This window comes from Seonamhaeicola marinus (genome assembly GCF_008085455.1).
The window spans coordinates 18,074-43,123 of sequence record NZ_VSDQ01000729.1; the positions used below are offsets into that span (position 1 = coordinate 18,074).

22 protein-coding genes are annotated in these 25,050 nt (G+C 32.7%); 9 read left to right on the plus strand and 13 right to left on the minus strand.

Annotated features, from left to right (window positions below; all coding sequences use genetic code 11):
- The first annotated feature begins 13 nt into the window (after positions 1 to 13).
- Positions 14 to 754, plus strand: coding sequence for a 23S rRNA (guanosine(2251)-2'-O)-methyltransferase RlmB (gene rlmB / locus FUA24_RS21080; protein WP_148545060.1), 741 nt, complete (start codon positions 14 to 16; stop codon positions 752 to 754).
- Positions 755 to 764: 10 nt separating this feature from the next.
- Here rlmB and FUA24_RS21085 read toward each other — a convergent pair whose 3' ends face one another.
- Entirely contained in the window at positions 765 to 1,490 is a 726-nt protein-coding gene (locus FUA24_RS21085; RefSeq protein WP_148545061.1) for a rhomboid family intramembrane serine protease, read from the minus strand.
- A 144-nt stretch (positions 1,491 to 1,634) separates the two neighbouring features.
- Between FUA24_RS21085 and FUA24_RS21090 the strand changes: the two genes are divergently transcribed.
- Entirely contained in the window at positions 1,635 to 2,912 is a 1,278-nt protein-coding gene (locus FUA24_RS21090) for a replication-associated recombination protein A (RefSeq protein WP_148545062.1), read from the plus strand.
- A gap of 3 nt (positions 2,913 to 2,915) precedes the next feature.
- Here FUA24_RS21090 and FUA24_RS21095 read toward each other — a convergent pair whose 3' ends face one another.
- The 8 genes from FUA24_RS21095 to FUA24_RS21130 all read right to left on the minus strand — a co-directional run bounded on the left by FUA24_RS21095 (position 2,916) and on the right by FUA24_RS21130 (position 11,385).
- Positions 2,916 to 3,791 (minus strand): hypothetical protein, encoded by an 876-nt coding sequence (locus FUA24_RS21095; RefSeq protein WP_148545063.1) that lies wholly within the window; start codon positions 3,789 to 3,791, stop codon positions 2,916 to 2,918.
- Positions 3,781 to 5,196 carry a DUF5723 family protein gene (locus FUA24_RS21100; RefSeq protein ID WP_246147131.1) on the minus strand — a complete coding sequence of 472 codons (1,416 nt, stop codon included), beginning with the start codon at positions 5,194 to 5,196 and terminating at the stop codon, positions 3,781 to 3,783. Before FUA24_RS21100 ends, FUA24_RS21095 begins: the two co-directional genes overlap by 11 nt.
- Before the next feature lies 1 nt (position 5,197).
- On the minus strand, positions 5,198 to 5,728 hold the full coding sequence (locus tag FUA24_RS21105; RefSeq protein WP_148545064.1) for a hypothetical protein: 531 nt from the start codon (positions 5,726 to 5,728) through the stop codon (positions 5,198 to 5,200).
- A gap of 48 nt (positions 5,729 to 5,776) precedes the next feature.
- Complete coding sequence (locus FUA24_RS21110) at positions 5,777 to 6,463, minus strand: YjjG family noncanonical pyrimidine nucleotidase (RefSeq protein ID WP_148545065.1); 687 nt, start codon at positions 6,461 to 6,463, stop codon at positions 5,777 to 5,779.
- On the minus strand, positions 6,456 to 7,757 hold the full coding sequence (locus FUA24_RS21115; protein WP_148545066.1) for a polysaccharide deacetylase family protein: 1,302 nt from the start codon (positions 7,755 to 7,757) through the stop codon (positions 6,456 to 6,458). Before FUA24_RS21115 ends, FUA24_RS21110 begins: the two co-directional genes overlap by 8 nt.
- A complete protein-coding gene (radC, locus tag FUA24_RS21120; protein ID WP_148545067.1) occupies positions 7,758 to 8,456 on the minus strand; it encodes a RadC family protein in 699 nt (232 codons plus the stop codon).
- A 68-nt stretch (positions 8,457 to 8,524) separates the two neighbouring features.
- Positions 8,525 to 10,267, minus strand: a complete 1,743-nt coding sequence (locus FUA24_RS21125) for a PAS domain-containing hybrid sensor histidine kinase/response regulator (protein WP_148545068.1) — start codon at positions 10,265 to 10,267, stop codon at positions 8,525 to 8,527.
- Positions 10,261 to 11,385: an FIST signal transduction protein gene (locus FUA24_RS21130; RefSeq protein ID WP_148545069.1), complete on the minus strand. Its 1,125-nt coding sequence runs from the start codon at positions 11,383 to 11,385 to the stop codon at positions 10,261 to 10,263. Before FUA24_RS21130 ends, FUA24_RS21125 begins: the two co-directional genes overlap by 7 nt.
- 191 nt (positions 11,386 to 11,576) lie before the next feature.
- On the opposite strand from FUA24_RS21130, the gene FUA24_RS21135 reads away from it, so the two are divergent.
- The gene (locus tag FUA24_RS21135; protein ID WP_148545070.1) at positions 11,577 to 12,029 is read left to right on the plus strand and encodes a DUF1569 domain-containing protein; all 453 of its coding nucleotides are present in this window, start codon (positions 11,577 to 11,579) and stop codon (positions 12,027 to 12,029) included.
- Positions 12,030 to 12,101: 72 nt separating this feature from the next.
- Complete coding sequence (locus FUA24_RS21140) at positions 12,102 to 13,262, plus strand: vWA domain-containing protein (protein WP_148545071.1); 1,161 nt, start codon at positions 12,102 to 12,104, stop codon at positions 13,260 to 13,262.
- A gap of 9 nt (positions 13,263 to 13,271) precedes the next feature.
- On the opposite strand, the gene FUA24_RS21145 is transcribed toward FUA24_RS21140, so the two are convergent.
- Together FUA24_RS21145 and FUA24_RS21150 are read right to left on the minus strand one after the other, a co-directional pair.
- A complete protein-coding gene (locus FUA24_RS21145) occupies positions 13,272 to 14,729 on the minus strand; it encodes a hypothetical protein (RefSeq protein WP_148545072.1) in 1,458 nt (485 codons plus the stop codon).
- A 56-nt stretch (positions 14,730 to 14,785) separates the two neighbouring features.
- Positions 14,786 to 15,940, minus strand: coding sequence for a helix-turn-helix domain-containing protein (locus FUA24_RS21150; protein ID WP_148545073.1), 1,155 nt, complete (start codon positions 15,938 to 15,940; stop codon positions 14,786 to 14,788).
- Positions 15,941 to 16,146: 206 nt separating this feature from the next.
- On the opposite strand from FUA24_RS21150, the gene FUA24_RS21155 reads away from it, so the two are divergent.
- The 5 genes from FUA24_RS21155 (at position 16,147) to FUA24_RS21175 (ending at position 22,487) form a co-directional block, all read left to right on the plus strand.
- Positions 16,147 to 19,758 (plus strand): glycosyl hydrolase 115 family protein, encoded by a 3,612-nt coding sequence (locus FUA24_RS21155; protein WP_148545074.1) that lies wholly within the window; start codon positions 16,147 to 16,149, stop codon positions 19,756 to 19,758.
- Positions 19,759 to 19,953: 195 nt separating this feature from the next.
- On the plus strand, positions 19,954 to 20,619 hold the full coding sequence (locus tag FUA24_RS21160; RefSeq protein ID WP_148545075.1) for a hypothetical protein: 666 nt from the start codon (positions 19,954 to 19,956) through the stop codon (positions 20,617 to 20,619).
- Between the two features lie 161 nt (positions 20,620 to 20,780).
- Complete coding sequence (locus FUA24_RS21165; RefSeq protein WP_148545076.1) at positions 20,781 to 21,413, plus strand: hypothetical protein; 633 nt, start codon at positions 20,781 to 20,783, stop codon at positions 21,411 to 21,413.
- A 226-nt stretch (positions 21,414 to 21,639) separates the two neighbouring features.
- Positions 21,640 to 22,185, plus strand: coding sequence for a TPM domain-containing protein (locus tag FUA24_RS21170; protein WP_148545077.1), 546 nt, complete (start codon positions 21,640 to 21,642; stop codon positions 22,183 to 22,185).
- A gap of 68 nt (positions 22,186 to 22,253) precedes the next feature.
- Entirely contained in the window at positions 22,254 to 22,487 is a 234-nt protein-coding gene (locus FUA24_RS21175; protein ID WP_148545078.1) for a hypothetical protein, read from the plus strand.
- Here the strand turns inward: FUA24_RS21175 and FUA24_RS21180 are convergent.
- Positions 22,477 to 23,835: a UDP-N-acetylmuramate--L-alanine ligase gene (locus tag FUA24_RS21180; protein ID WP_148545079.1), complete on the minus strand. Its 1,359-nt coding sequence runs from the start codon at positions 23,833 to 23,835 to the stop codon at positions 22,477 to 22,479. The genes FUA24_RS21175 and FUA24_RS21180 overlap by 11 nt on opposite strands.
- A 182-nt stretch (positions 23,836 to 24,017) precedes the next feature.
- Positions 24,018 to 24,971, minus strand: a complete 954-nt coding sequence (locus FUA24_RS21185; RefSeq protein ID WP_148545080.1) for a tetratricopeptide repeat protein — start codon at positions 24,969 to 24,971, stop codon at positions 24,018 to 24,020.
- Positions 24,972 to 25,050: the final 79 nt, after the last annotated feature.

Genomic DNA, 25,050 nt, shown 5'->3' on the forward strand with positions numbered 1-25,050 from the left:
TTAATTTAGCTCTATGAAACAAGAAACAACAGTTTTTGGAATAAGAGCTATTATTGAAGCTATAAACTCCAATGAAAGTATAGACAAAGTATTTCTACAGAAAGGACTAAAAGGAGAACTATTCTCTGAACTTGAAACTCTAATAAGAAAGAATGGTATTAATAGTTCCTATGTTCCTGTTGAAAAATTAAATAGACTTACTAATAAAAATCATCAAGGTGCAGTTGCCAATATTTCACCTATAGCTTTCTATAATATTGAAGACTTAGTTATAAGCGCGTTAGAATCAGAAAAGACACCACTTTTTCTATTACTGGATCAACTGAGTGATGTTCGAAATTTTGGTGCCATAATTAGAACTGCTGAATGTACCGGTGTTACTGGTATTATAATTCAAAAAAAGGGAGGCGCTCCTGTAAACGGAGATACCATAAAAACTAGTGCAGGAGCAGTTTTTAAAGTTCCTCTTTGTAAAGTAGACCATATAAAAGACGCTGTATTCCACATGCAAGCTTCTGGAATTAAAGTTATTGCTGCCACCGAAAAAACAGACAATACATTATATGATGTTTCCTTTAAAGAACCTTGTGCGATTATAATGGGATCTGAAGGTAGAGGGATAAACCCTTCTACATTGAAAGTTGTAGACGAAAAGGCCAAATTACCTTTACTTGGGGAGATAGAATCCTTAAATGTGTCTGTAGCCTGTGGTGCATTTTTGTATGAAGCCATCAGACAAAGATTTGAAGGTTGAGAATAAACAATTAATCCCCGTTTTCTTTATATATGTAATTTATTTCTGTTCTGCTCTCTTCATCTTCCGATTCAATAGTTTCAATAAAATTACCGTTTTCATCAAAATGCTTTAAAAAAGGATCATCTTCCTCATTATAGGTATCCTCTTGCCATTCATACTTTTTCGGTTTGGCAATTCTATTTTTGAATAAAAAAGCGAATAACAGTCCCGTTATTAGTCCTGCTAAATGACCTTCCCAAGACATTCCTTCTTTAATTGGCAACACATACCAAACCATACTTCCATAAAGAAAAATAACCAGCAGTGATAAAGCTATAAGGCGAAAGTGTTTTGCCATTACTCCCTTAAAAAAGGTAAAACTTACTAAAACATAAATTAATCCACTGGCTCCAATATGATACGAAGGCCTTCCCATGCACCAAGTTAAAAAACCAGAGACCAATATTCCTAATATTAAAATTTTCCAAGCTATTGCACGGTAGAAATAAAAAAGCGCCATGGTTAATACAAAAAGAGGTACTGTATTATGGTAAAGGTGCTCTATACTACCATGAATAAAAGGACTTAAAAAAACACCTCTTAACCCTTTTAAAGTTAATGGATATATACCATACTCATTGAAGTTAACATTAAACTTAATTTCAAAGGAAAGCACAGACCATATTATTAACACAAAAAATACGGGATAAATTACAACCTCTGGTGTAAACTTAAAATGTTCCTCTTTCTTCATATAACTAGAAGTAGCAAATAATCATCCAAACTTACTCAAAATGCTAAATTGGCAGTCTATAAGTTAGAAAACAGATCAAAATTTGGTGGTTCTTATCAGTTAATTTAACACACTTAAAACAAAAAATACGTTAATTTTACACATATGAATGAACCCTTAGCCGAAAGATTACGTCCAAAGACCTTAAGCGATTATGTTAGTCAAAAGCATTTAATTGGTGAAAATGGCGCATTAACACAAAGCTTAAAGCAAGGCCTTATTCCATCTATGATCTTTTGGGGACCTCCTGGAACTGGAAAAACAACTTTGGCTAATATCATTGCAACCGAATCTGGCAGACCTTTTTACACTTTAAGTGCCATTAGTTCTGGCGTAAAAGATGTTAGAGATGTTATTAACAAAGCAAAAGAAAGTGGAGGATTGTTTACTACAAAAAACCCTATTCTTTTTATTGATGAAATTCATAGATTCAGCAAATCTCAACAAGATTCTTTATTACAAGCTGTAGAAAAGGGTTGGGTAACGTTAATTGGAGCAACTACAGAGAATCCAAGTTTTGAGGTTATTTCAGCATTACTATCACGTTGTCAAGTTTATATCTTAAATGCCTTTAATAAAGAGGATTTAGAGACACTTTTAAAAAGGGCAATTGAAAATGACGAGTTAATCTCTAAGAAAAATGTAAAACTAAAAGAAACAAGTGCTCTTTTAAGGATTTCTGGTGGTGATGCTAGAAAACTTCTTAATGTTTTCGAACTATTAATTAGCTCTTTTGAAGAAGATAACATTGTAATTACTGACGAAATAGTACTGGATAAAATTCAAAATAATACTGTTCGTTACGATAAAACCGGAGAACAACATTATGATATTATTTCAGCATTCATAAAGTCAATTAGAGGAAGTGACCCAAATGGTGCCGTATATTGGCTAGCAAGAATGATTGAAGGCGGAGAAGACTTAAAATTTATTGCCAGAAGACTTTTAATTTCGGCAAGCGAAGATATTGGTAATGCAAACCCCACTGCCCTAGTAATAGCAAATAATACATTTCAGGCTGTCTCAACAATTGGGTATCCTGAATCCAGAATTGTTCTAAGTCAATGTGCTACCTATTTAGCATGTTCCCCTAAAAGTAATGCTGCCTATACAGCCATTAATAGCGCACAACAAACTGTAAGAGAAACGGGAGATTTAAGTGTACCTCTTGAGATTAGAAATGCTCCAACAAAGTTAATGAAAGAACTTGGTTATGGCGATAATTACAAGTACGCTCACAATTATGCAAATAATTTTGCCGAACAAGAATTTCTGCCTGAAGGTTTAAAAAACACAACATTTTATGAACCTGGCAATAACGCTAGAGAAAATGCGCAGCGCGATTTTTTAAAACAACGTTGGAAAGATAAATATAATTACTAGCCGTTAAAACTTGACTTTTACTATTTCTTTTTGGGCTTTTCCGTTTACATAAAACTCCAAAACCCAATCAGATTCTTTTTTGTATAAAATGGCGCTCTTACCTTCAACTAAAAACACATTATCCAAACCTGTCTTCTTAACTCTGTAAACTACTTTAGGTGTGTTATCAACTAACTGAAATCCGTTTTCGATTTCCTGGGCGTAAAGCACTTTTGATTTTTCTGTTTCCTTAATAGGTTCTATTTCCTTTTCAGGGACAACCTCCTTTACAGGCTCTGGCTTTTGTTCAGCTACTAATACTTTAGGTTCTTTTGCTTTAACCTTTTCTTTCTTTAAATTCTCAATTTCAGCCTTAAGCTCTTCAATTTCTTTAGATACTTTTTCATTATTTCCAGCATTAGCTTGAGTTCTAGTTCCAGAGGAGAGCCCAATAATATTATCGTCTGGCACATAGGAGTAATTTAACCCTTCTAAATAGCCAAAAGCTTGTCTAAGTGCTAAATTATAAGCCTTCTTATATTCTTTTTCTCTACTCTCTCCCATGGCAGAAGTATAAACTACTTTATCATTACAATCTTTAAGTTGCACTTGCAATTTAGTTTTAAACATTCCAGACTCCTTTAAAACATCGGAGCGTAAAGCCAAACACCTATTATTTAGTAAATCTTCAGGATAATCGTCTCCTTCCATTAAGGCAGTAAAACCATATTTTTTAAAAAGAAATTGAGCCAATCCATTTAACTGATACTGATTCTTTTCTTTAAGAAAATCAAACTTGTTAGGTACAATGACGTATTTGTAACTATTTAAATTAGTTTGTGCAAATAGGTTGGAAATTATTAAAAAGAATACTCCTGTAAATATTAGTTTAATTTTCATTTTTATTAAAGATATAATTAATGCCTAATTGTAAAGATACGCTTTGTGCATCATATAGATTCTTAAAATTAAGAAAATTATCGGCCATTACATAAATATTAAGTCCACCCATATTTGCAGAGATACCAGCACCAATATTACTAAAAGAAAAAGAGTCTATAGTATACGTAGCCTTAATATCTAAGCCTCTAAACAACCTCCTGTAGTAATATGTTGTTAAGGCCAATTGCGGTCCTTTAGGTCTGGCTATACCATAAAGTTGAGCGCCAACAGCATTTAGGTATCCACTATCTTCCTTTATACAATTGCAATCTTCTTCTTGTTTTTTACCAAAAGAATAATTTAATGATGTATTAAATTTAATTGGTCTCATTGTGGTATACTTGGTACTTGTGGTGTCAATGCTAAATAACTCATCAAAATCGTCTTCAATTTCGGTCCAGTACTCATCAGCACTTCTTCCTGCGTTATCTGGAAATAAAGGATCAATTCCTTCAAAAACATAATCACCTTTTAACTCGTAATTCTCAATATCTTTTCTATGTGAAATAAACCCAATATCAATTAAAGAGGCATCCCAATACCATTGATCATTCAACTGATAAGTAAACCCAATATCTAGACCAAGACCCATATTTCCACCGAAAAGGATATTCTTCTTTAACGAAGAGATGTCTTCTTCTTCAGTACTGGGATCATCATCACTATACATTTGTGCCAACCCCGAACTTCTAACACCTCCATCTAAGCTAAAAACGTGCCTTAATAGATTATCATCACCAGGCTCTGTTACAAATCCGCCTTTATTATTTGTAGAATTTATATTAGCTATACTAGAATATAACTTTCCTCTAAAACCATAAGTAAAGTCCTTGTTAACCTTTTTATTAAAGCCAACATGTAAAACGGAAATTACTTCCGCATTAAAATTTAAATGATTTGCTTTAAACAGTCTACTGGTATTGTTAAAATTCCCTTCGTAAGCTAAAATGGCATAATCCTTCGGGAAATAGCCTATAAAATCAAGCTCTTGATAAAACCCAAAACTTATATATTTATTCTTTTCATAGCTATCTCCATAAGCAAAACCACCAGATAATATCTCCAATTGTTGATTAACTGTAAAGAAATCATTTGGCTGCATTCTATAAATGGCCTGTCTAAGTTTTTGATTAAAATCTATATTATCATTTGCAAAAAGATCATATACAGTTAACTCTGAAGATCCGATATTTGCATGAATATGAGAAAGTAAAGGCACTCCAAAATACCAATCATTGTTCACTTTACCTCCTGGATTTAACATTAGAGATTGGGGTAAATCCTTAAATCCATAAAGCACCTGTTTATTCTGAGCAAAACTTAAGCATGAAATGAATATGATTAAAGCACTATATTTCTTCATTCTAAGCCTCAATATTTAAATAAAACACTCCTTTAGATTTTAGTGTAACCTCACCAGTACTAGATGATGTTAAAGGAACACCCGAGGAGGTTATCAGTTGAATGGTATAGGACAATGACGAAATAGTTTTAAGCAACTCTAAATCAGCACCCTCAAAAGTTATTATATGCGGTGATGAATCTGCCGTAGAAAAGGAAAAGGTTTCAAATTCAATTAAAGCATCATTAATAAAACCTATTGTAAATTGGAAGTCTCTTGACAATGTATTTTCTGTTTCAAAAACTAAATCTACTCTAGTTATATTGTCATTAAACGATTCATCATTAAAAATGTCGATGTCTATAGCATCGAATGTTGGTGCAGTTATTTCAAAACCATTTATAAGAAAATCACTGGCATTAGCAGATGTAAATGCTAAACTAGCTTCGGCCGTTGGTGTTAATATTATATTATTTGCTTGATCAAAATCTACATCTTTTGTGCAGCTAAATAGAAAAAAAAGAGACAATAAGATGGGGCTTAATATTCTCATAGACTAAGTTTTATTATATAAACGCTAAAAAAAACATTTATTACTACATTACAAAAATTCTTTCAACATTAAAAGGTTATTAATTTTTTTAACTCCGTTTGACTGGACTGAATTCCTCAGATCAAAAAATATGGCATCCATACCAAAATCTAAGGCTCCCAAAACGTCTGCTTCATAGCTATCGCCTATCATTATGCTATTTTCAATATTAGCACCTGCTAGATTTATAGCAAAATCAAAAATTTTAGGATTTGGCTTTTTAACACCTACCATTTCTGAATTAGTTACAGTTTTAAAAAAACCATCAATACCGGATCTCACCAGTTTTTTATGCTGCACTTCTTCGAATCCGTTTGTAATAATATGAAGTGTATACTTATCTTTTAGATAATTTAAAATGTCCTTAGTGTCATCAAATAAATGATTGAAGGTAGTTAAATAGGTAATGTAATCATCCGATAACTTAAGTATAATATCTTTGTCTATTTTTACTCCAATTGCAAGAAAAGCGTCGTTCAATCTTCCAAATCTAAGAGATTCTTTATCTATTTTATCTTCCCTATATAATCTCCAATATTCTAAATTTATAGGTTTATAATACTCGAGAAATTTATCTACATCTACTTCTAACGTATTGAGATTAAATATCTTTTTAAAAGTAAGCGCTGAGTTCCTATCAAAATCCCAAAGCGTATGATCTAAATCAAAAAATACATCGGTAATTCTATTATTCATTATGAGCCGATTCTAAAATTATATTGAATAGTTCCTTAAACCCCTTCCAGCGTAAATTATCTGAAAAGGTATAATTATGAAAAACTGGTATAAATTCACCATTTACTTTTCTAACCTGATAAATTATTTCATTTAGGGCCTTCTTTTTATCTAAAAGCGATTTATTTTTTAAGAGCGCATAGTCCATTAAATGATACGAGTTTATCATTAAAGGTGTTTGCACCTCATAATCTAAATCATAAAATAGAAATGGCGTGCAAGAGCCAGCTCTAAAGCCTATGTGGTTTACATAGCCCATAGTATAATCTTCTTTTATCTCTAAATCTATTAAACTTCTATAGGATTCTGGTAAATTTAGTTTAGAGAAAGATTGTCTTGAAGCTTTTAAAGGTCTATTAATAATATCCTCAATTCTATTTCTCTCCTTTTTTAGCGTTTCTTCATTTTCTATAGCAAAAAAGGACACTTTTAACCCTACAAAACAATAGTCTGCAACATGTTTAATTAGTGAAATAAAATTCTTCTTATTGGCGTTAATACCTTTGTCGTAGGTTGAATAATCTCCTATTAAAAAGAAAAACAAAAATTTAAATTTACTATGTCTTTGCCTATTTATGATATACTTGAATGTATCATGAGGATCATGTTTAAAACCGAGTAAAACAGCAAATCTAAAGTACAAACCCCTAAATCTAAATCTGGCTAGATCTTTTAAAGTCCCGCCAAAAGTCCTCATAATTCCCTTAAGTTTATAGGCATAAGCACTTGGAACATCTATAAGCGGTTTTATACGATAGGTTTTAGTAGGAAATTCAAATTCTGGAAACTGTTTTTGCAAGGCATCTTTAAATTTATATGCCCAAATATCAACAACTGGTTGATGCAAAAAACCGTACTTATAAGCTATACTTTCGGATGCTGGGAAACGCCCATATTCATCTTTTACATGAGGTAAGTATTCTTCATAACGCGAAAGCAAATAAAATGAGGCCGAAAAAATATCAAAAGGTAGTGCACTTTTCTCTCCAGTAGAAAAGAAACATTTGGTATCTCCCCAATCTTGTACATTAACATCTACATCAGATAGACCTTGTTCAAACATAATCTCATTGCTTTTTATAAAAAATTCATTACCTAACTGTTGTTTGGTATAAGACATTTTTAAGCTATCATGAGCAATGAAATTTTCAATGGTTGTTGTAAAACCAACCTCTATACCTAAAATTCTAGTACAAATATGTCTGAATGCATACTTAACTCTTGGTGAAATTTTATGGGTATATACTAATAGCATTTACAAAATAGATTCATCTGCAAAACTAAAATAGGCTTTTTCGGTTATAATTAGGTGATCTAGAACTTTAATATCTAAACTTTCTGCAGCATTTTTTAATCTATTGGTAATTTGCTTATCGGCGGTGCTTGGTTTTAGTGTACCAGATGGGTGGTTATGTGCTAAAATTAATGATGTAGCCCCAACCTCTAAGGCTTGTTTAAATACCAAACGAACATCCACTAAAGTACCTGTTATGCCTCCTTTACTAAGTTGAATTTTTTGAAGTACTTTATTAGAATTATTCAAATAAATAATCCAGAATTCTTCGTGATTAAGCTCTCCAATAATTGGTTGCATTAACTCAAATGCTGATCTACTTGAAGTTATTCGCTTTTTTTGTAAAGCCTCTTCTCCTCTTCGCCTTCTACCCAACTCTAATGCCGCAGCAATGGTAATGGCTTTTGCCTCTCCAATTCCCTTGAATTCTAAAAGTTGCTTTATGGATAGTTTTCCTAATTCGCTTAAATTATTATCTACACTGCGTAAAATACGTTTACAAAGTGCAACGGCACTTTCATTTCTATTACCCGAACCAATTAATATAGCTACCAACTCGGCATCGCTTAGTGTTTCCTTTCCTTTATACAGGAGTTTCTCTCTGGGCTTATCATCTATTGACCAGTTTTTAATTGAGAATGAAGTGCTTTTTTCTGACATTTTGTAAATATAAATATTACAAGTATACGAATCAAGCTACACACCTCTAAGCCTTATAAAAATCTAAGTTAAACACATTTATTTATTGACTGATCTTTGTAAAACCTTAGTAGATTATAGAGTTTAGCGGGATCAAAGGGTTTGCTCATAAAACCATTCATTTTATATAACTGTGTCTTCTCTTTAACATCGGTTTGCGCAAAGGCAGTTAAAGCAATAATAGGGACTGTAGATTTAAATTGATCTTTAAGATTTCTGATTTTTTTTGTGGTTTCGTAGCCATTTAATACGGGCATTTGAAGATCCATTAGGATGAGATCAAAGTCTTTTTCTTCAATAATATCAAGCACTTCTTGACCATTATTGGCAATGGTTAAATCAATATTCCATTTAGCGAAAATTTTCTTAACAATTAAAACATTCATTTTATTGTCTTCGGCTACTAAAACCTTCAAATTTAGTGGCTCAAATTTAGTTTGCATTTGCACCATTTCGGGTTCATATTGACAAAGTCTATTACTCAGTTTAAATTGTAATTTAAATGAAAACGTTGCGCCTTGCCCCAAGGTACTTTTCACCTTTAAGTCACTGTTTTGAATACCCAATAGTTGTTTGCAAATGGAAAGCCCTAGTCCGGTTCCTCCGTACTTAACGGAGATATCTGAATTGGCCTGCACAAAACTTTCAAAAATGGACTTTTGTTTTGCTTTAGAAATACCAATTCCAGTGTCAATAACCTTAAATCTTAGAGTAACTTTGTTATTCTCGGTTTGAAGCTTTTTAATTTTTAAAATAATACTCCCCTTTTCCGTAAACTTTAAAGAATTACTCAATAGGTTTTTTATAACCTGAGTAAGTTTTAATTGATCTCCAATAATATATTCTGGTAAATCATTCTCTTTAATAACATTAAAAATAATGCCATTTTTTTCCGCTCTAATTATAAAATGAGACTTAATGTTTTCTAATAATGCAGTAAGATTGAAGTCTTTCTCATTAAGTTTTATTTTACCAGATTTAATTTTATCAAAGTCTAACAAATCATTAATTAGACCCAATAAGTGCTCACCGGAATACTTTAATGCTTTTAGATTTTCCAATTGATCTGGAAGATGTTCTTCCATTAACAAAATATTAGTCAATCCCGTAACTGCATTTAAGGGCGTTCTTATTTCATGAGACATTGTGGAAAGAAAAGCATCTTTGGCCTTACTAGCTTTATGCAACTCAATTTCTGTTTCTTTTAAATTAGTCACTTCAGAAATGGTACCAATATAACCTGTAAATCTACCAACTTCATTTTCTATGGATTTGGCCTTTAACTCAAACCACATAAGTTTGTCTTTATTTTTATGCTTGAAGATAAACTTTATTTTATTCCGTTTTTTTCCAAAAATCTGCCTAATGCTTTTATCGCCATCAATATCCTCTTCCTTTAAAAAATCTAAAAAGTTCTTTCCAATGGTTTCATTGATTGAATATCCGGAGTAGGTTTCCCAAGCATGATTAACAAAAGTAAAATTCCCGATAGGGTCAGTTTCAAAAATTACACCACCAATATTATCAACTAAATTTGCTAGTTTATTTTTTGTCTTATCCCTTTCTATGATAAGTTGTTTGTTAGCGATTACTAACTCCTTAGAACTTTGTTCTAAAATATTCTCAATACGGTTTAAATCTCTATCAAAACTAAAATAAGCACTATTAATAAACTCCAAAAATTTGGCAAAATTAGGATCACTACTTAAATGTTCTAAATTAGATTTTTTAAGTTGCCTTTTAAGGAGTCTATGTTCCGGATTGTTTAACATTCTAACAGTGTTGTTATAGTCATTGTTTGATTGTGCAATTCACAGGGAGAAAACTCTTGAAAAGGAGCAATTTCACCATATGAATAAAATCCTGTAATATTAGGAATATCCCCTATTGTTTCACGAATAACCTCAACCTCTTCTTCCACAAGTTGTTTTAAGACCAAGCGCCTACCCACACAACTAATCAATATAGCTAATTGCGCTTTCTTGGCAGACTTTAACGCAGACTCAGCAGAGTCTTTTGCTCCGTCAATCAACCTATCTGCATTAGCCTTCATTAATCTTACATAAGACCCCTCCGGAATATTTCCGGCAAAAGTTAAACTTTGGTCATCCTCATCTACATTAAGTATAGATCTTACCAAAGGTTCTTCTCTTCCTAAAGTTCTCATGCTTAAAGGAAATAATAAGCCCGAACCTGGTAAATTTTTGGCCTCTTCTCCTAAATACGACTTATAAATTTTAAGTGCTGGTTGTCCATCTAGCTCATATAATACATTGTCTTTAGATTTGGTTACAAGTCTTTCAATACCAAAACTGTCCCAGCCCCCTTTTGAGCTAAAACCAACTTTAAGACTCTCTCCATACAGGCCTAAGCCTACTATAGTTTTATCAAATAAGCCTTCATTATCTATAACAAAAGTTTCATTAAAATCTGCGCCATCGGCGGCTAAACCACCCGTTATACTAACATCTGGAATTTTAGATTTTAGACCAGAAACCAATTCGGCTCCATTAACATTTAGGCCATCACTCAATACAATTACATGTTTTAAATTGTCTTTTTTTAGCTTACTTGCTATGGTCTTACCTGCTTTGAAGCTACATTCTTTATCTTGTACTTTTACTGATACTTTTTTTAGCTGCGTTTTTTCGAATTCAATAGCTGTTAAAGAAACGGTTTCATCTTTAACTGTGACTCCAGATATTTCGCCAGCAGTAGAGCAACCAATAAAAATGGCATCAGGAAAACTCTTATTTAAGAAGTCTAAAACTTCGTTTTTTCTAGTAAAATGTGGTGAGATGAAAAGAATGCATAGATTGGGTTTTATATCTATAGTAGATAATGATTCTTTCCATCCAACAGTGGTTAGGGATAGTTGGATTGTCTTCATGGTTGTAATTTAGGGACTACTAATATATGTATTTTATCTGACATTTTATACATTTTGACGATAAAAAATTCAATAAAAGTTATTTTTACCTACAAAACGTTTGCGATAATCCTATTTTTTTTAATCAAATACAACCTTGATATTAGTTCAAAATACACTACTTTTCAGAAACAATTTAAACCATATTTTCCATGAAATCTTTATTTGAATCGGAAGCGTTAGAGGAAGTATTACTTCGTATTAATAAACTTAAGTCAAGCTCAAAACCAAAATGGGGTTCTATGAATGCTAGTCAGATGGTAAAACATTGTCATGGCCCTATTGAAGTTGCCATGGGCACCAAACAGTTAGATGCGAATATTGGCTTTATGAAAAAACTAGTTTTTAGATTATTTAAATCTGCACTTTATAATGATAGGTCCTACAAACAAGGCATTCCAACAGCACCGGAATATGTAGTGCGAGACACCCCTGTTTTTAAAACAGAAAAAGATCAGCTAATTACTTTGGTTAAAGCATTTAATGGCTTAAAAGACAAGAAAGAGTGGAATACTCACCCGCTGTTTGGAAAACTTACCGCAGAACAATGGGCAAAATCTCAATACAAACACCTTGACCATCATTTACGACAATTTGGTGTTTAAAATTTATACAGAAGTAACGCAACCCAATTCTTAAAATAGCATCTTTTCTTAAAACACCTCAATAAAAAGACTATGAAAACTATTTTAAGATTAACGCTATTACAGATTTCACTATTTCTTTTTGCCTGTACTGGCGATGGTACATCGGAATCAGGCCCAACAGATTTTGCTTCATCAGAAGACGCTTCGGGAGGTGGAGGTGGCGGACAGCAAGGACAAGCTGGATTAGTAACCGCTGGAGAATGGAATGATTTAACCAATTGGGACTTCTGGAATAATATCTTAAATGAGAAAGATTACTCAGAAATGCCTGCTTATTGGAGTTTTTACCATAAAAACAGAATTTCTTTTATTGTTCAGAATAACAATACACCGATTAACAACGCAACAATAGAGCTTATTAGGAATGATGCCGTTATTTGGGCAGCCAAAACCGATAACTTTGGGAAAGCCGAGTTATGGGCTGGAATTTTTCAAGATGAACACCTAACCGATCTGAATAATCTTAGTCTAAAAATTAATGGTGTTCTAATCAATCAAAATTTAGTTTTGTTTAAAGATGGCATAAATGAAATTGACATTACACCCAATACTCAAAATTTAAATAACGTTGAGTTGTCTTTTATTGTTGATGCAACAGGATCAATGGGAGACGAACTTGAGTTTTTAAAAGAAGATTTAAAAAGTGTTATTAATAAAGTAAAGCAAGACGACGCTAATCTTGATATTTTTACATCAACAGTATTTTATAGAGATGAAGGTGATGCTTATGTAACTAAAGCTTCGCATTTCACTAACGATTTAGACGAAACTATTGCATTTATAAATGAACAAAGCGCAAACGGTGGCGGCGATTTCCCAGAAGCAGTTCATAGTGCTTTAGATTTAGCAATTAATGACTTACAATGGTCCGATAGTGCAAAAACAAGAATTGCATTTCTATTATTAGATGCACCTCCACATTATACACCAGTTATTGTAGAAAATATTCAAAACACCATTAAGGCAGCTGCTAAGAAAGGTATAAAAGTTATCCCTATTACGGCTAGTGGTATTGATAAAAACACAGAATTCTTAATGCGGTTTATGGCCATTTCTACAAATGCAACTTATGTATTCATAACCAACGATAGTGGCATTGGAAATGATCATTTAGAACCAAGTGTTGGACAATATGAGGTTGAAAAATTAAACGATTTAATGGTACGATTGATTAAAAAGTACTCTGAATAGAATCATATTTTAAGGTTCTTTCGATACAATAACATATACGGGGTATTTTCGTCTTAATCGTATTTGTTCATTTCTATAAGCCTTATAACAACTTTCATCAAAACAATCTTGATCAGATGAAATAGTTTGTTCTTGTTTCCTTAATTCAGAAACGGCTGTATTATGTACAGTAAGCATATTTATATAATCTTGGTACGTTGCTCCTTTAGTAATTTTATATAGGTACACCGTTTTAGTATTAATGTTTTTACTAAACTTCTTTTGAATTGCAGATAAGCGCATTGGTTTATCTTCAAACCTCGGTTGTTTGCCAATAGAAACTTCTACTGTATCAAACTTATCAAAATATGGTTCTGGTGGATGAAGTGGCAATGGAGGAAGTAATATACTTTCGAGGCTATCTGTTCTTTCAAATTCCCCATCGAACTCTAGAACAGGAGCGTATAACCTTTTCTTTATTAACCCATTTCTAAATTCTTTGGCATATAGCTCTTCATTTCTAATTTCATAATTAACCATATGAATCCCTGCTCGATATAATTTTGCTTCAAATGTTTTAATAAGTCCTAAATTCAAGTCTTTATCAGCAAGAATATTTACACTTAGAAAAGGGATTAACTCTTCTCTAAAAGCGTGTTTTTCAGCAATTACATAATACTCAATATCTCCTAATCCTATTTTTTCCCTACTTTCTGTATAAATATCCAAGTTACCCGCCTCATTGCGTTTAAGTTTAAATCCCATTGTTCTATTTCTAGTATACCAAGGTGCATCATTTTTATCGTAAAATGAAGATTTAGGAAAATCTATTATTGGATTGTTTTTTACCGAAGCCTTGTCTAAAGCCTTATAATTGACAACATCTATTTTACTTAAACCTAATGATAATACAAGTAGTATTAACAAATGCCCGGATTGAATAATTAACCTCCTCTTTTTTATTACAAGTGACAGATTCTTCCAAGTCTCAAGATATAAAACGAACAAAAACAAATAAGCAATTGGTTTAAAGTATGGCAAATATTCTAATTTTAATCCTGCTATGGCAAAAACTCCTACTGCTAAACCAACCTTTGTAATCCAATACAAAAAATTAAAACTCAGAAAGACTTGATCATTCAATACTCTCTTTCTTCTAGAATCAAATCGATTTAAAATATTGTTAGGTCCACTAAAAATAAAAAGAACAGCAACAGAATTTCCTAGTATTAATGACAAACCAGAAAAAAACAAATTATAAAAATTTCTATTCTCCTTAGGTAAGATAAATTCATCATTAAAAAAGCTATGAAAACCATAATCATTGAATCCAAGAATCATCAATCTAAATGATTCCCTAATCACATAGAAAAAACTATAAATAACAAACGCAGATAATAATCCTAATACAATTCCTATGACAACTTTCTCAGTTGTTATTTTTTTAATATCAACTCTGTTATCATAAAAAAGCCTTCGAAATTTCATAGTACCTAAGTTAGTAATTAATAGGTACATTTTGAAAGTAAATCGTTACAAGAAATCTAGTTTTTATCCAATAACACAAACTCCATATCATAAGATTTACGTTGCCATCCAGTTACCTTAAAAAGCGCAATAAAATCTTCATCTTTTTTGATATGATGCCTATTGTAGAAGGCTTTAACAGAATCGTTTTGAGTAAAATAATCCAAGGCACTTATGGCGCCACAATCTTGATCCGATAAGAAAAAACGCATTTCATTACCTGTTGGCATTGAAATTTTTGCAACAATAGTGTAGTCAATAATTTTGTCATTGTATGTAACCACATCCCCATAAACTGTGGTTTCGTTAGTTTTTGGGTCTTTACGCTCTAAGCGTTGACTCTTGTAGGTGTAGTTAGGAAATTTTTCTACCAAAATATTCTTTAACACCCCCATGGATTTAGACTGTCCGAAATACACCAAATTCTCTTTTTCAATTTGAGAAACACTCCATTCAGATACTTGGGTAATATTAAAAGGATAGTCATATACTCCCCAAAATTCGGTAATAGTTCTACTGCAATAAGGTGCCATCCAGTTAAAATAATGATGCTTACTAGCTATTAACTTACTAGCTTGTTCGGGATGCTTTTCTAGATACTTTTCAAGCTCTGCTTCAGAGTTAATCTCATAATCTCTTATAATGCCCTTCTCACTAGTGGTTATTGGTCCTTCAATAGTAAAGTAATCACCAAAAACAACGGTAGTTGAAAGTTCATTTTTCATTAAATCCGCCCAAAACGTGTTAATTGGCTTCTTATAAACAAATACGGCAATTGAAGAAAAAACAATGATAGTTCCCAACATATACCACCATTTTGATGAAGTTTCTTTTTCTAATGTGGGGGCTTTGAATGCTTCAAAACTAACTTTATACTGCCCTTTATCAATGGTAAAAACAATATCCTCGCTAGTGGCTGAATTACGGTAATAATCTTCAAGTTTTTTTCTTAAATGGTAGATATATACCCTAACCTTATTATCTGATTTTATAGGGTCGTATTTCTTGCCAAAAAATTCGGTACCTATAACAGTTTCTTTTAAGTCTCTACCTTCTAACGTAGATTGGACTAAAAACCTTAATAATCGCACATTTATTTTAGAACGAGAGAACGTCTTGTCTGATACAATTTTATCCAGTTGAGCCCTTATTTGGTCTTCAGTAAACCTCATTTAACAGTTAAATATTTCAAAATTACTGAACAATTTACAATTTTCCGAATTAACAACCCCGCACTTTAAACATCGAATTAAAATATTTATAATCAATTATTTATCCTTATAATTAAACGGTTAAAAAACGTAATTTCGACTTTACCAATCTTTTAAGAAGAAAGCAATCTATAATTTTGATAGGAAACACCTAAAGAAGCACTTAAATGAAAAACCAACTATCACTAATCAGTATTTCTTTCTTTTTATTATTCTTAACAGGTTGCTCTAAAGCTTTAGATAAGAACAGCTTTGCATTGTACAAAAACGGAAAGGTAGCATGTATTTATGTATCCGACACAGAAGCGCCGCAGATTCTTCGTGCTATAAATGATTTACAGCATGATATTGAAATGGTTACAGGAATGAAACCTGAGATTATCCATTCTTTAGAAAACGTTAACCAAAATGTGATTATCGTTGGTACTTCCAACAATCAAGATATTTTAACCCTTCAAAAAAATGGAAAGTTAAATGAGTTTACTGGCAAGGATTCATTGCAGCAGGCCTTTCTACTAAAATCTATTAAAAGCCCTACTAATACTATCAAAAGTGCATTGGTGGTAAATGGAAGTGATGCCTTAGGAACGGTGTATGGCATTTATGAAATATCAGAACGTATTGGAGTTTCTCCATTGTACTGGTGGTGCGATGTTACCCCTAAAAAACAGAATGAAATAGTTTTGAATAACGTATTAACCCTGCCAAAAGAACCTTCGGTAAAATACCGTGGCATTTTTATTAACGATGAAGAGGCTTTAATCCAGTGGAGTGAAAAAACAACATCTAATCAATACAACACACACATAAGTCCAGCTGTATACAAACGTGTCTTTGAGTTGTTACTTCGTTTAAAGGCAAATTCAATCTGGCCTGGAATGATGCAAGCCGGAAGTTATTTCTTTGAGGCAAAAGACGAAAACGGCGTGCCTATAAACCCAAAAAATGCAAAAGAATACGGTATTTATGTTGGCTCATCGCATTGCGAACAAATGGCACGAAATAATTATGCTGAGTGGCATGATTGGGCAGAAGAACACAAAAATATGTACGACGCTAAAGGCGTTCCTGTTTGGGATTATACGGTAAACCCAAAAACCATTGAAGCCTATTGGCAAGAGCGCTTAGATGAATCCAAGGATTTTAACATGATTTACACCTTAGGCATACGCGGTGTGCATGATTCTCCGTTTGAATATGCAAATCTTAAAAATCCAACCTTAGAGAATAAAGTAAAACTTCTTCAAAAAGTTATTGACCGTCAGCGAGAGATGATTAAAGAAACTTTTGGTTCGGAAGATGCGGTTACACAGATTTTTGTTCCATATGAAGAAACCGGAGAACTTTATAATGGCGAAAGTAAAGATGGCAAAGAACAATGCGAAGGTTTAAAACTTCCCGAAGATGTTATAATGGTTTGGACAGAAGACAATTTTGGTTATGCAAGACAGATACCAAGACCACATGAGCAAAAGCGTCCTGGTGGAAACGGACTGTACTATCACTTAGCCTACCAAGGTGGAGCTACTTATGACTGGCTCTACACTACACCACTTCCGTTAATACAAGAGGAGTTATTAAAAGTATACAATGAAAATGTTCGTGATTTCTGGATAGTAAATGTGGGCGATATTAAACCTGCTGAAATGGGTCTGCAATTTTACATGGCCTTGGCCTATGATGTTGACTCCTATCCAAAAAACACAACAAAAGCCTTTATTCAAAAAAGTGCAAAACAGCAATTTGGCGTTAACGACACTAATGCAAAAGAAATTGCAAATTTGCTTACAGCGTTTCATAATCTTTGTCGTCCTAAAAAGCCAGAACACCTTTTCCCATTCTGGGACTGGAAGTACGAGAATAATTGGAGATACAGATTTTATAGTCTTTATGATTTTGGTGACGAATCTTTAAGACAAATTCAAACTGCAAATGCATTAGAACAAAAAGCAAAGGCTATTTATGATAAACTAGACGAATCGGCCAAAGCTCCCTTCTGGCATTTAGCGTACTATCCAATTCGCTCTTCAAGATTAATGTTAGAAAAAACGCAGTTTTACAGAAAAAATGTTGCCTATGCAAAACAAGGTCGTTATGCAAGTGTAAATGCCTATAAAACCTTATCTGAAAACGCCGAAGCGGCCATTCAAGCCGATCTAGAGACCTATAAAACAATGGAAAATGGTAAGTGGAACGGTATTATGGATCCATATGCACTTTACAATTTTAAGGAACGCATTTTTGATGTGGCTAACATTCCGAATAACCTTGTTTATGATGAGCATTTTAAAGAAGAAGCTGTTAATGGCATTGGTTCGGTTTGTGAAGGACAAGCCATTGGGAACGAAACAATTGAATTACGTTTTTCATCATTTGAAGACAATATTCGTTTTATTGATGTCTTCAACAAAGCTATTGAAGCCAACCAATGGACTATTCAAAGTGATGCAGATTGGGTAAAATTTTCAAAAGCCTCTGGCAGCGTTCTCATAGAAGACCGTTTGTATGTTAGCATTGATTGGGGCAAAACAACATCGGGAGAAAACAAGGCTACAATAACCGTAAAAGACGCACACGGATTTTCAAAATCGTATCCTGTAAAAGCTACAAAATATGATTTCAAATTAAAGGACAACTCATATATAGAAGGTAACGGATTTGTTGCTATTGAAACTGAAAATTACACGTCAAAGCAAAACGGAAAAGACGCTAAATGGGAACCTTACGAGAACTTTGGCTACTTCGGCTCTTCAATGTTTATTAAAGGAGGTACTAAAATAGAACAGGAGATTGCAACCAATGCCGCTCGTTTGGAATATTCTGTTTATTTTGAAAACACAGGTACGTTTTTCGGGCAACTATACCGTATACCAACACTTAACGAAGGAAAAGGTAAAACTTGCCAAATTGCAATTGGTGTTGATAATCAAAAACCGCAAATTCTTAATGGTGTTCGACATAAAGGCCAAAGAATGTCTAAAAAACTAACTGATGGTAGCACTGAAAACTGGAGTTGGGAAAACAATATTTTATCGGGTATGGAAAAAATACCTTTTGAAATTACAGTAGAAAAATCGGGGTATCATACCATAAAGCTTTATCAAGTTAATTCAGGGATTGGCGTAGATAGATTCGTAATTTGTACCGATGCGCAAGCTAAAGCAACACAAAAAAGGGGATTAATTGGTGCGCCAGAAAGTTATAACAACATCAGTAGTTACACGTCACCTAAAAAAGTAATTGCACCAAAACTCACGAAAGAAATCGCCGCAATAAAAAGTTATCCTAAACCAGAAGCGTTAACTGAAATAAAATTAAACTTTGCATTATATTCCATGATTGATGCCCTTGGCTTTACTCCAGTAAATCAACGCCATGTTTATGATCCAAATAAAAATCAATTCGGTTGGCGTGCATCAGATGTTGATAACATCTGGTATCATCATAATGAAGCTTCAGAGCGTGTTGTATTTTGGCAAAGAGATGGACTAACTGGTAAAAAAGAAGCAAAGTTTTACGTAAGACTTAAAAAAGGTACTTACAACATAAAGTACTATATGGGCGACGCTAGAATAAAGGCTGAGATGATTTACTTTAAAGGGGCTACTTTTAATATGTCTTTTGCTATTAACGGTAAAACACTAATGACAAATGAGAAAGTCTACTCTGGAAAGCAAAAAATAGAAACCATTGAGGTTGAAATTGGTGATGACGAACTATTAGAATTAACTCTTGATGGTAAATGGATTATTAATGCTTTAGAAATAGCACCTAAATAGATTATAAATAAGTATTTTACCAAACAGGTATAGTCTTTTAAAATTGACAAAAATATACACTCATGTAGTCCTTAAACAAGTTTTCTGACATAAAAGATTTATTATTTTAGTGTTTTTATAGTATATATATATGATTACCTTAGTAATCATATACACACGTTACCTGCAATATTACAGAACTCATAAAATCATAAGTTGAACAAAAACAATCTCATACTTTACATATTCTTTTTAGCCAGTATTTTAGGCTGTAAAGAAAATTCAAAATACATTAATGAAAGTGGTTCTTGTGAATTAATACTTCACACTGATTCAACATATGAATTTACCTTACCCAATTTTTTTGGACCTAAATCAGAAATTGGAACCTTTGAAATAACTAATGACCGACTTAATTTACTTCGGAAATCATTAAATGATATTGATAGTATTAATACAAGTTGTTCTTATCCATGGGATAAAGCAGAAGCCGATTCATTATTATTAAGATTTAGAGATTTACATCACAATCCAGTACATGTAAAAATTCAACTAAATAATTTCTCGCAAAAATTTGAAACTACTGAATCTGGTATAATACATTTGACTTATCAAGAGTTAGAAGGTTTTGGAATTGTAAATACTAATGAAAAGGTTGAAAAACTAGCGATTGAATATCTAGGGAACTATTATATACCTGACTTGAGTTATTTCCAAGATTCTGAGAGACCGAAAAAAATGGACTTTACGTTGAATCAATTCGTCGGACAGGAATACGTAATACTAAACAGAAATTATCGAATTGAAGGCGATACAATTTATATAAATGATATTTCAAGAAAATCATTAGGCAGATATAAAAAACTTATAAGACAGAAATAAATACAGCAGCTAACAATGTAGATAGTTCATTGCTAGTCAAAGCTTACAACGGAAATTCCTGCGGAATTTCCTCGTCGTTTTGTACTTGCGAAGTCAATCGCTAAATTTACGCAACGAAACCATACACTGTGACGTTAGCCTTCATCCAAGAAACCAAATCTATGGAATTAGATATAATCAAAAAGTTAAATAATATTAGTGAAAATGATTTTATAAATTTTGATAATGACATTAAAATTCTTGAAAAAAATATTGGAGTAAAGTTTCCAAAAGTATTATTTGATTTTTACAAAAAAATAGGAATTCATTCTAATCTTTTTAAATCAGTTTTAAATGGTTTAGAAATCAATAATTATGGGATTTTGGAACTTCATATTGATGAACAAACAGGCGAAAAATGGGGTTTAAATATAAATAATAATTGTAACCTATTATTCAAATCAGATAAAGGAAAATGGACTAATGTCAAATACTCCGTTAATGATTTTCTATTTAACGAGATTTTGAAAACTTCATGCTTTTCTCAAAAGTATTCTGCTATGGGAAAGTGTTCGATTGAAGATATTAAAATTGCTACAAATAATGGTTTCTTGCATAGAATAAAAATTGAACCTATTGATTTAGAAATAGCGAATATTCATGATTTAAAAATGTATTTTTATCAGTCTTGTCCGAATGATATTATTGCAGTTGGCAGGGATAATATTTATTTTGGAGCTAACAATAAATCAGATTTTGAAAGTTTTATATCATCGTTTGGAAAAAATTGGCACGCTCCATGGTTAGGTCTGTAAAATGATAAATGGTGAAAGGCTAACACGGTTTACAGAACATAGCTAATAAGTGCTAAACTGAAAGGTTTGTGTATATTTTAGAAAGTCCGCCAAATTTTTAATTTGGCTTTTAAAAAGAGAAAATTAAAAACAAAATATAAAAATTCGGCTCTGTGTTAGCCCAATAAGTTAGTGTTTTTTTGCACGCTAGGTTTTATACACAAATCCATTTTACACAATACCTAAAATGAAAATCGGAACTAAAATATTAATCTTGTTTCTAACCTTGAATTTGTTTTCTAGTAAAGGTTCAGCACAAGAAACTGAAACAAACAAATCAATTCCCCAGTTTGACTTCTCAACTATTGAAAAATTCAGAGAAACAAAACTCAAAGGACTAATAATAAATGATTACGACAGTATTTTTAGTCCCTCACAAAGAAAAGAACTGTCGGATATGTTATATGATTACAACATTGAAACAACTCGACAAATAGTTGTTGTGACAATTGATAATATTTCGCCTTATTTAAATATCCAAAAATATGCAACTGATTTAAGCAATTATTGGGGAGTTGGACATGCTGAAAAAAATAACGGACTTACAATTGTTATGTGTAAGCCTTGTAGACAAATGGGAATTGTAACTGGAACTGGAACCGAACTGATTTTGACAGACGAAATCTGTAAAAATGTAATTGAACAAACTATGATTCCTGAGTTTAAAAAAGGAAACTTTTATGATGGAATTAAAAATGGAGTGACGGAATTAATAAAAAAATGGGATATATAATATGTAAAATTCACGGAGGTAATGTCGCTAGTTTAATATCCGAATATCACGCTGAGAAGATTAACAAAATGGAGGAATCCATTGATTTTGAGATTATCACTATTGAAGTATTGGACAAAAAGGGACTTTTTAACGGACACTATATCGTGGATCCAACTTTGGTAAACGAAATAGGAATTAAAGAGTCAAAAATTGACGTGGAATCGGAATTGGAAAAATATGAAATGATGTTTGATAAACTCTCCCCTATTTGCCCGAAATGCCTAAATAATTATTTAAAAAAGAACAAAACTACCCAATAACCACACTCTTAACCTCATCAAAATCTAAACCACCATAATTACCAGAACTCATGAGTAGTAAGGAGGAATTAGCAAAATCTTGGTTAAAAAGATAATTCTTAAAATCATCTGGATTGGTATAAATTATTAAATCCTCTCGCTGAAAAGCATCTGCTATTTGCTTATGCGTTATGCTGTCTAATTTTTTAATTTCCACCGCATGAGGCGAGTAAAACACAACTGCAACATCGGCAGCATTAAGTGCCCCTTTGTATTCCTTTAAAAATTCAGCATTTAAACTGCTATAGGTATGTAATTCTAAACAAGCCACTAACCTTCTATTTTTATACTGTTCCTTTACGGCTTTAGTAGTGGCTTCTACTTTACTTGGAGAATGGGCAAAGTCCTTGTAAGCAACACTTTTTGAGCTTTCAGCTATTTTTTCTAGTCGTTTGCTCGCACCTTTAAATGTTGCTATGGCTTCATAAAACTCATCCTCTTGAATCCCCATGTGCTGACAAATCCACTTTGCTCCAGCCAAATTGTTAAGGTTATGTTTCCCAAAGACTTCAATAGGCAAATCGCCTTCTGGCGTTTCTAAAAGTGTTTCTCCATCTTCAACACGATATTCTGGCGTTTGGTATGGTAGTTTTCTAATGGTGTTGTCACTGGCTTCAACTACACGTTTTACTTCTGGGTCTTCTTCGTTATAATTAATACTTCCTCCGCTTACAATAGAATCTACAAAAATGCTAAACTGCTCAACATAATTCTCATAAGTCGGAAATACATTAATATGATCCCAAGCAATACCGCTTAACAACGCTATATTAGGCTTATATAAATGAAATTTTGGTCTTCTATCAATAGGAGAACTTAAATACTCATCGCCCTCTAGTACAATAAAATCATTAGTTTCAGTGAGTTTTACCATTACATCAAAACCTTCCAATTGTGCACCTACCATATAATCTACATCTTTATCATGGTAATGCATAACATGAAGAATCATAGACGTAATTGTAGTTTTTCCATGACTACCTCCAATAACTACACGGGTTTTATGTTTACTTTGTTCGTACAAAAACTCAGGATAACTATAGATTTTTAAACCCAAATCTTGTGCTTTCAACAATTCAGGGTTATCCTCCTTAGCGTGCATTCCCAGTACAATAGCATCTAAAGCAGGAGTGATTTTCTCAGGATACCATCCAAAAGTTTCTGGTAGTAACCCCTTAGCTTCTAACCTCGATTTTGAAGGTTCAAAAATAGTATCATCACTTCCTGTTACTTGGTATCCTTTGTTGTGTAATGCTAATGCTAAATTGTGCATTGCAGCACCTCCTATGGCTATAAAATGTACGTTCATACAACAAATATCTGCTTATAAGCTTAAAGTTCAAAGTTTAAAAGTTGAAAAGTGCAATGCATTAAAGCATTGGTCTCAAATAGAAGATGGTTTCTTTTGCGTTAGGGATTGAGGCATTTGTTGGAACTCCTCGCAGAGAGTGACTGCCGAAAGCCCGACCCCTTGTGGGTAACGCCCATAGATTAAAGCCTTAATATTTTAGCTTTTTCTTCTTCGGCTTGTTTAAAATTTGCTCTAGTAGCAAGTGCTTTATCTATCCATTTTAAAGCTCCCGTTTTATCCAGTCTATTTTTATGAATTTGGGCTAATCTAAAATACGCCCACTCTATAGGCACACCATCTTTTACAGAGTGGTTTTTTATGAATGCCAGTAAACACTTTTCTCCTTTTTCTAGCTGAATATTATAATCTGCACACACCTTGCCAATTTGATAGTGCATGGCATTTCTGTTATGCTTTTCATAAGCTTTCTCAATATTCTTTATGGCCTTTTTGGGTTGCTTTTGGTTTTCGTAGAAACTCGTTAACTTTTCAAAACAAGTTACAGAGCCACCTGTATCTAAAGCAAGCTTATAAAACTTCTCTGCTTCTTCTGGTTCTTTATCATACTCATAAATATAACCTTTAGCCAAGTAGCCATCAACCTTAGATAGATTCTGTAATTCATCGGCATATTTGAGTGCCTTACTTTTACTGCCACCAATAATTCCAGGTAATTGTATATAAAGTTCTACCAAGGCCCAACGTGCATCTACATGATCTGGGTCTAATTCGGCTGCCTTTAAAAACGCCTCTTTAACATCTCCAATTATACCAAGCGCCTTAAACTTATTAACTGTTAAGGCCTTCATACCAAGTGCCCCACCGTGTTTATAGTGGTAATTGGCATTCTGGTCATCAAAATCCACTAATTTTTTATACTTAAGTATGGCTTTATCCCATTGTTTTTGATAAGCATAAGCATCTCCAAGATACTCAAGCCCCAAAATATTATTAGGGTTTTTGGTTATAAATGGCTCTAAAATCTTTTGGGCTTCCGAATACTTTTTCTCTTTTAATAAGACACCTGCTTTATCTAGATCTTGCTGACTAAAGCATAATATTGGGACTAATAGTAGATAGAGAAATTTATTCATAAGTTTTATGTCGGAATCACAAAGTTAAACATTACAGTTCTCTTTAAAAATGAGTAAATTCACTCAAGCAAAAAAGAGC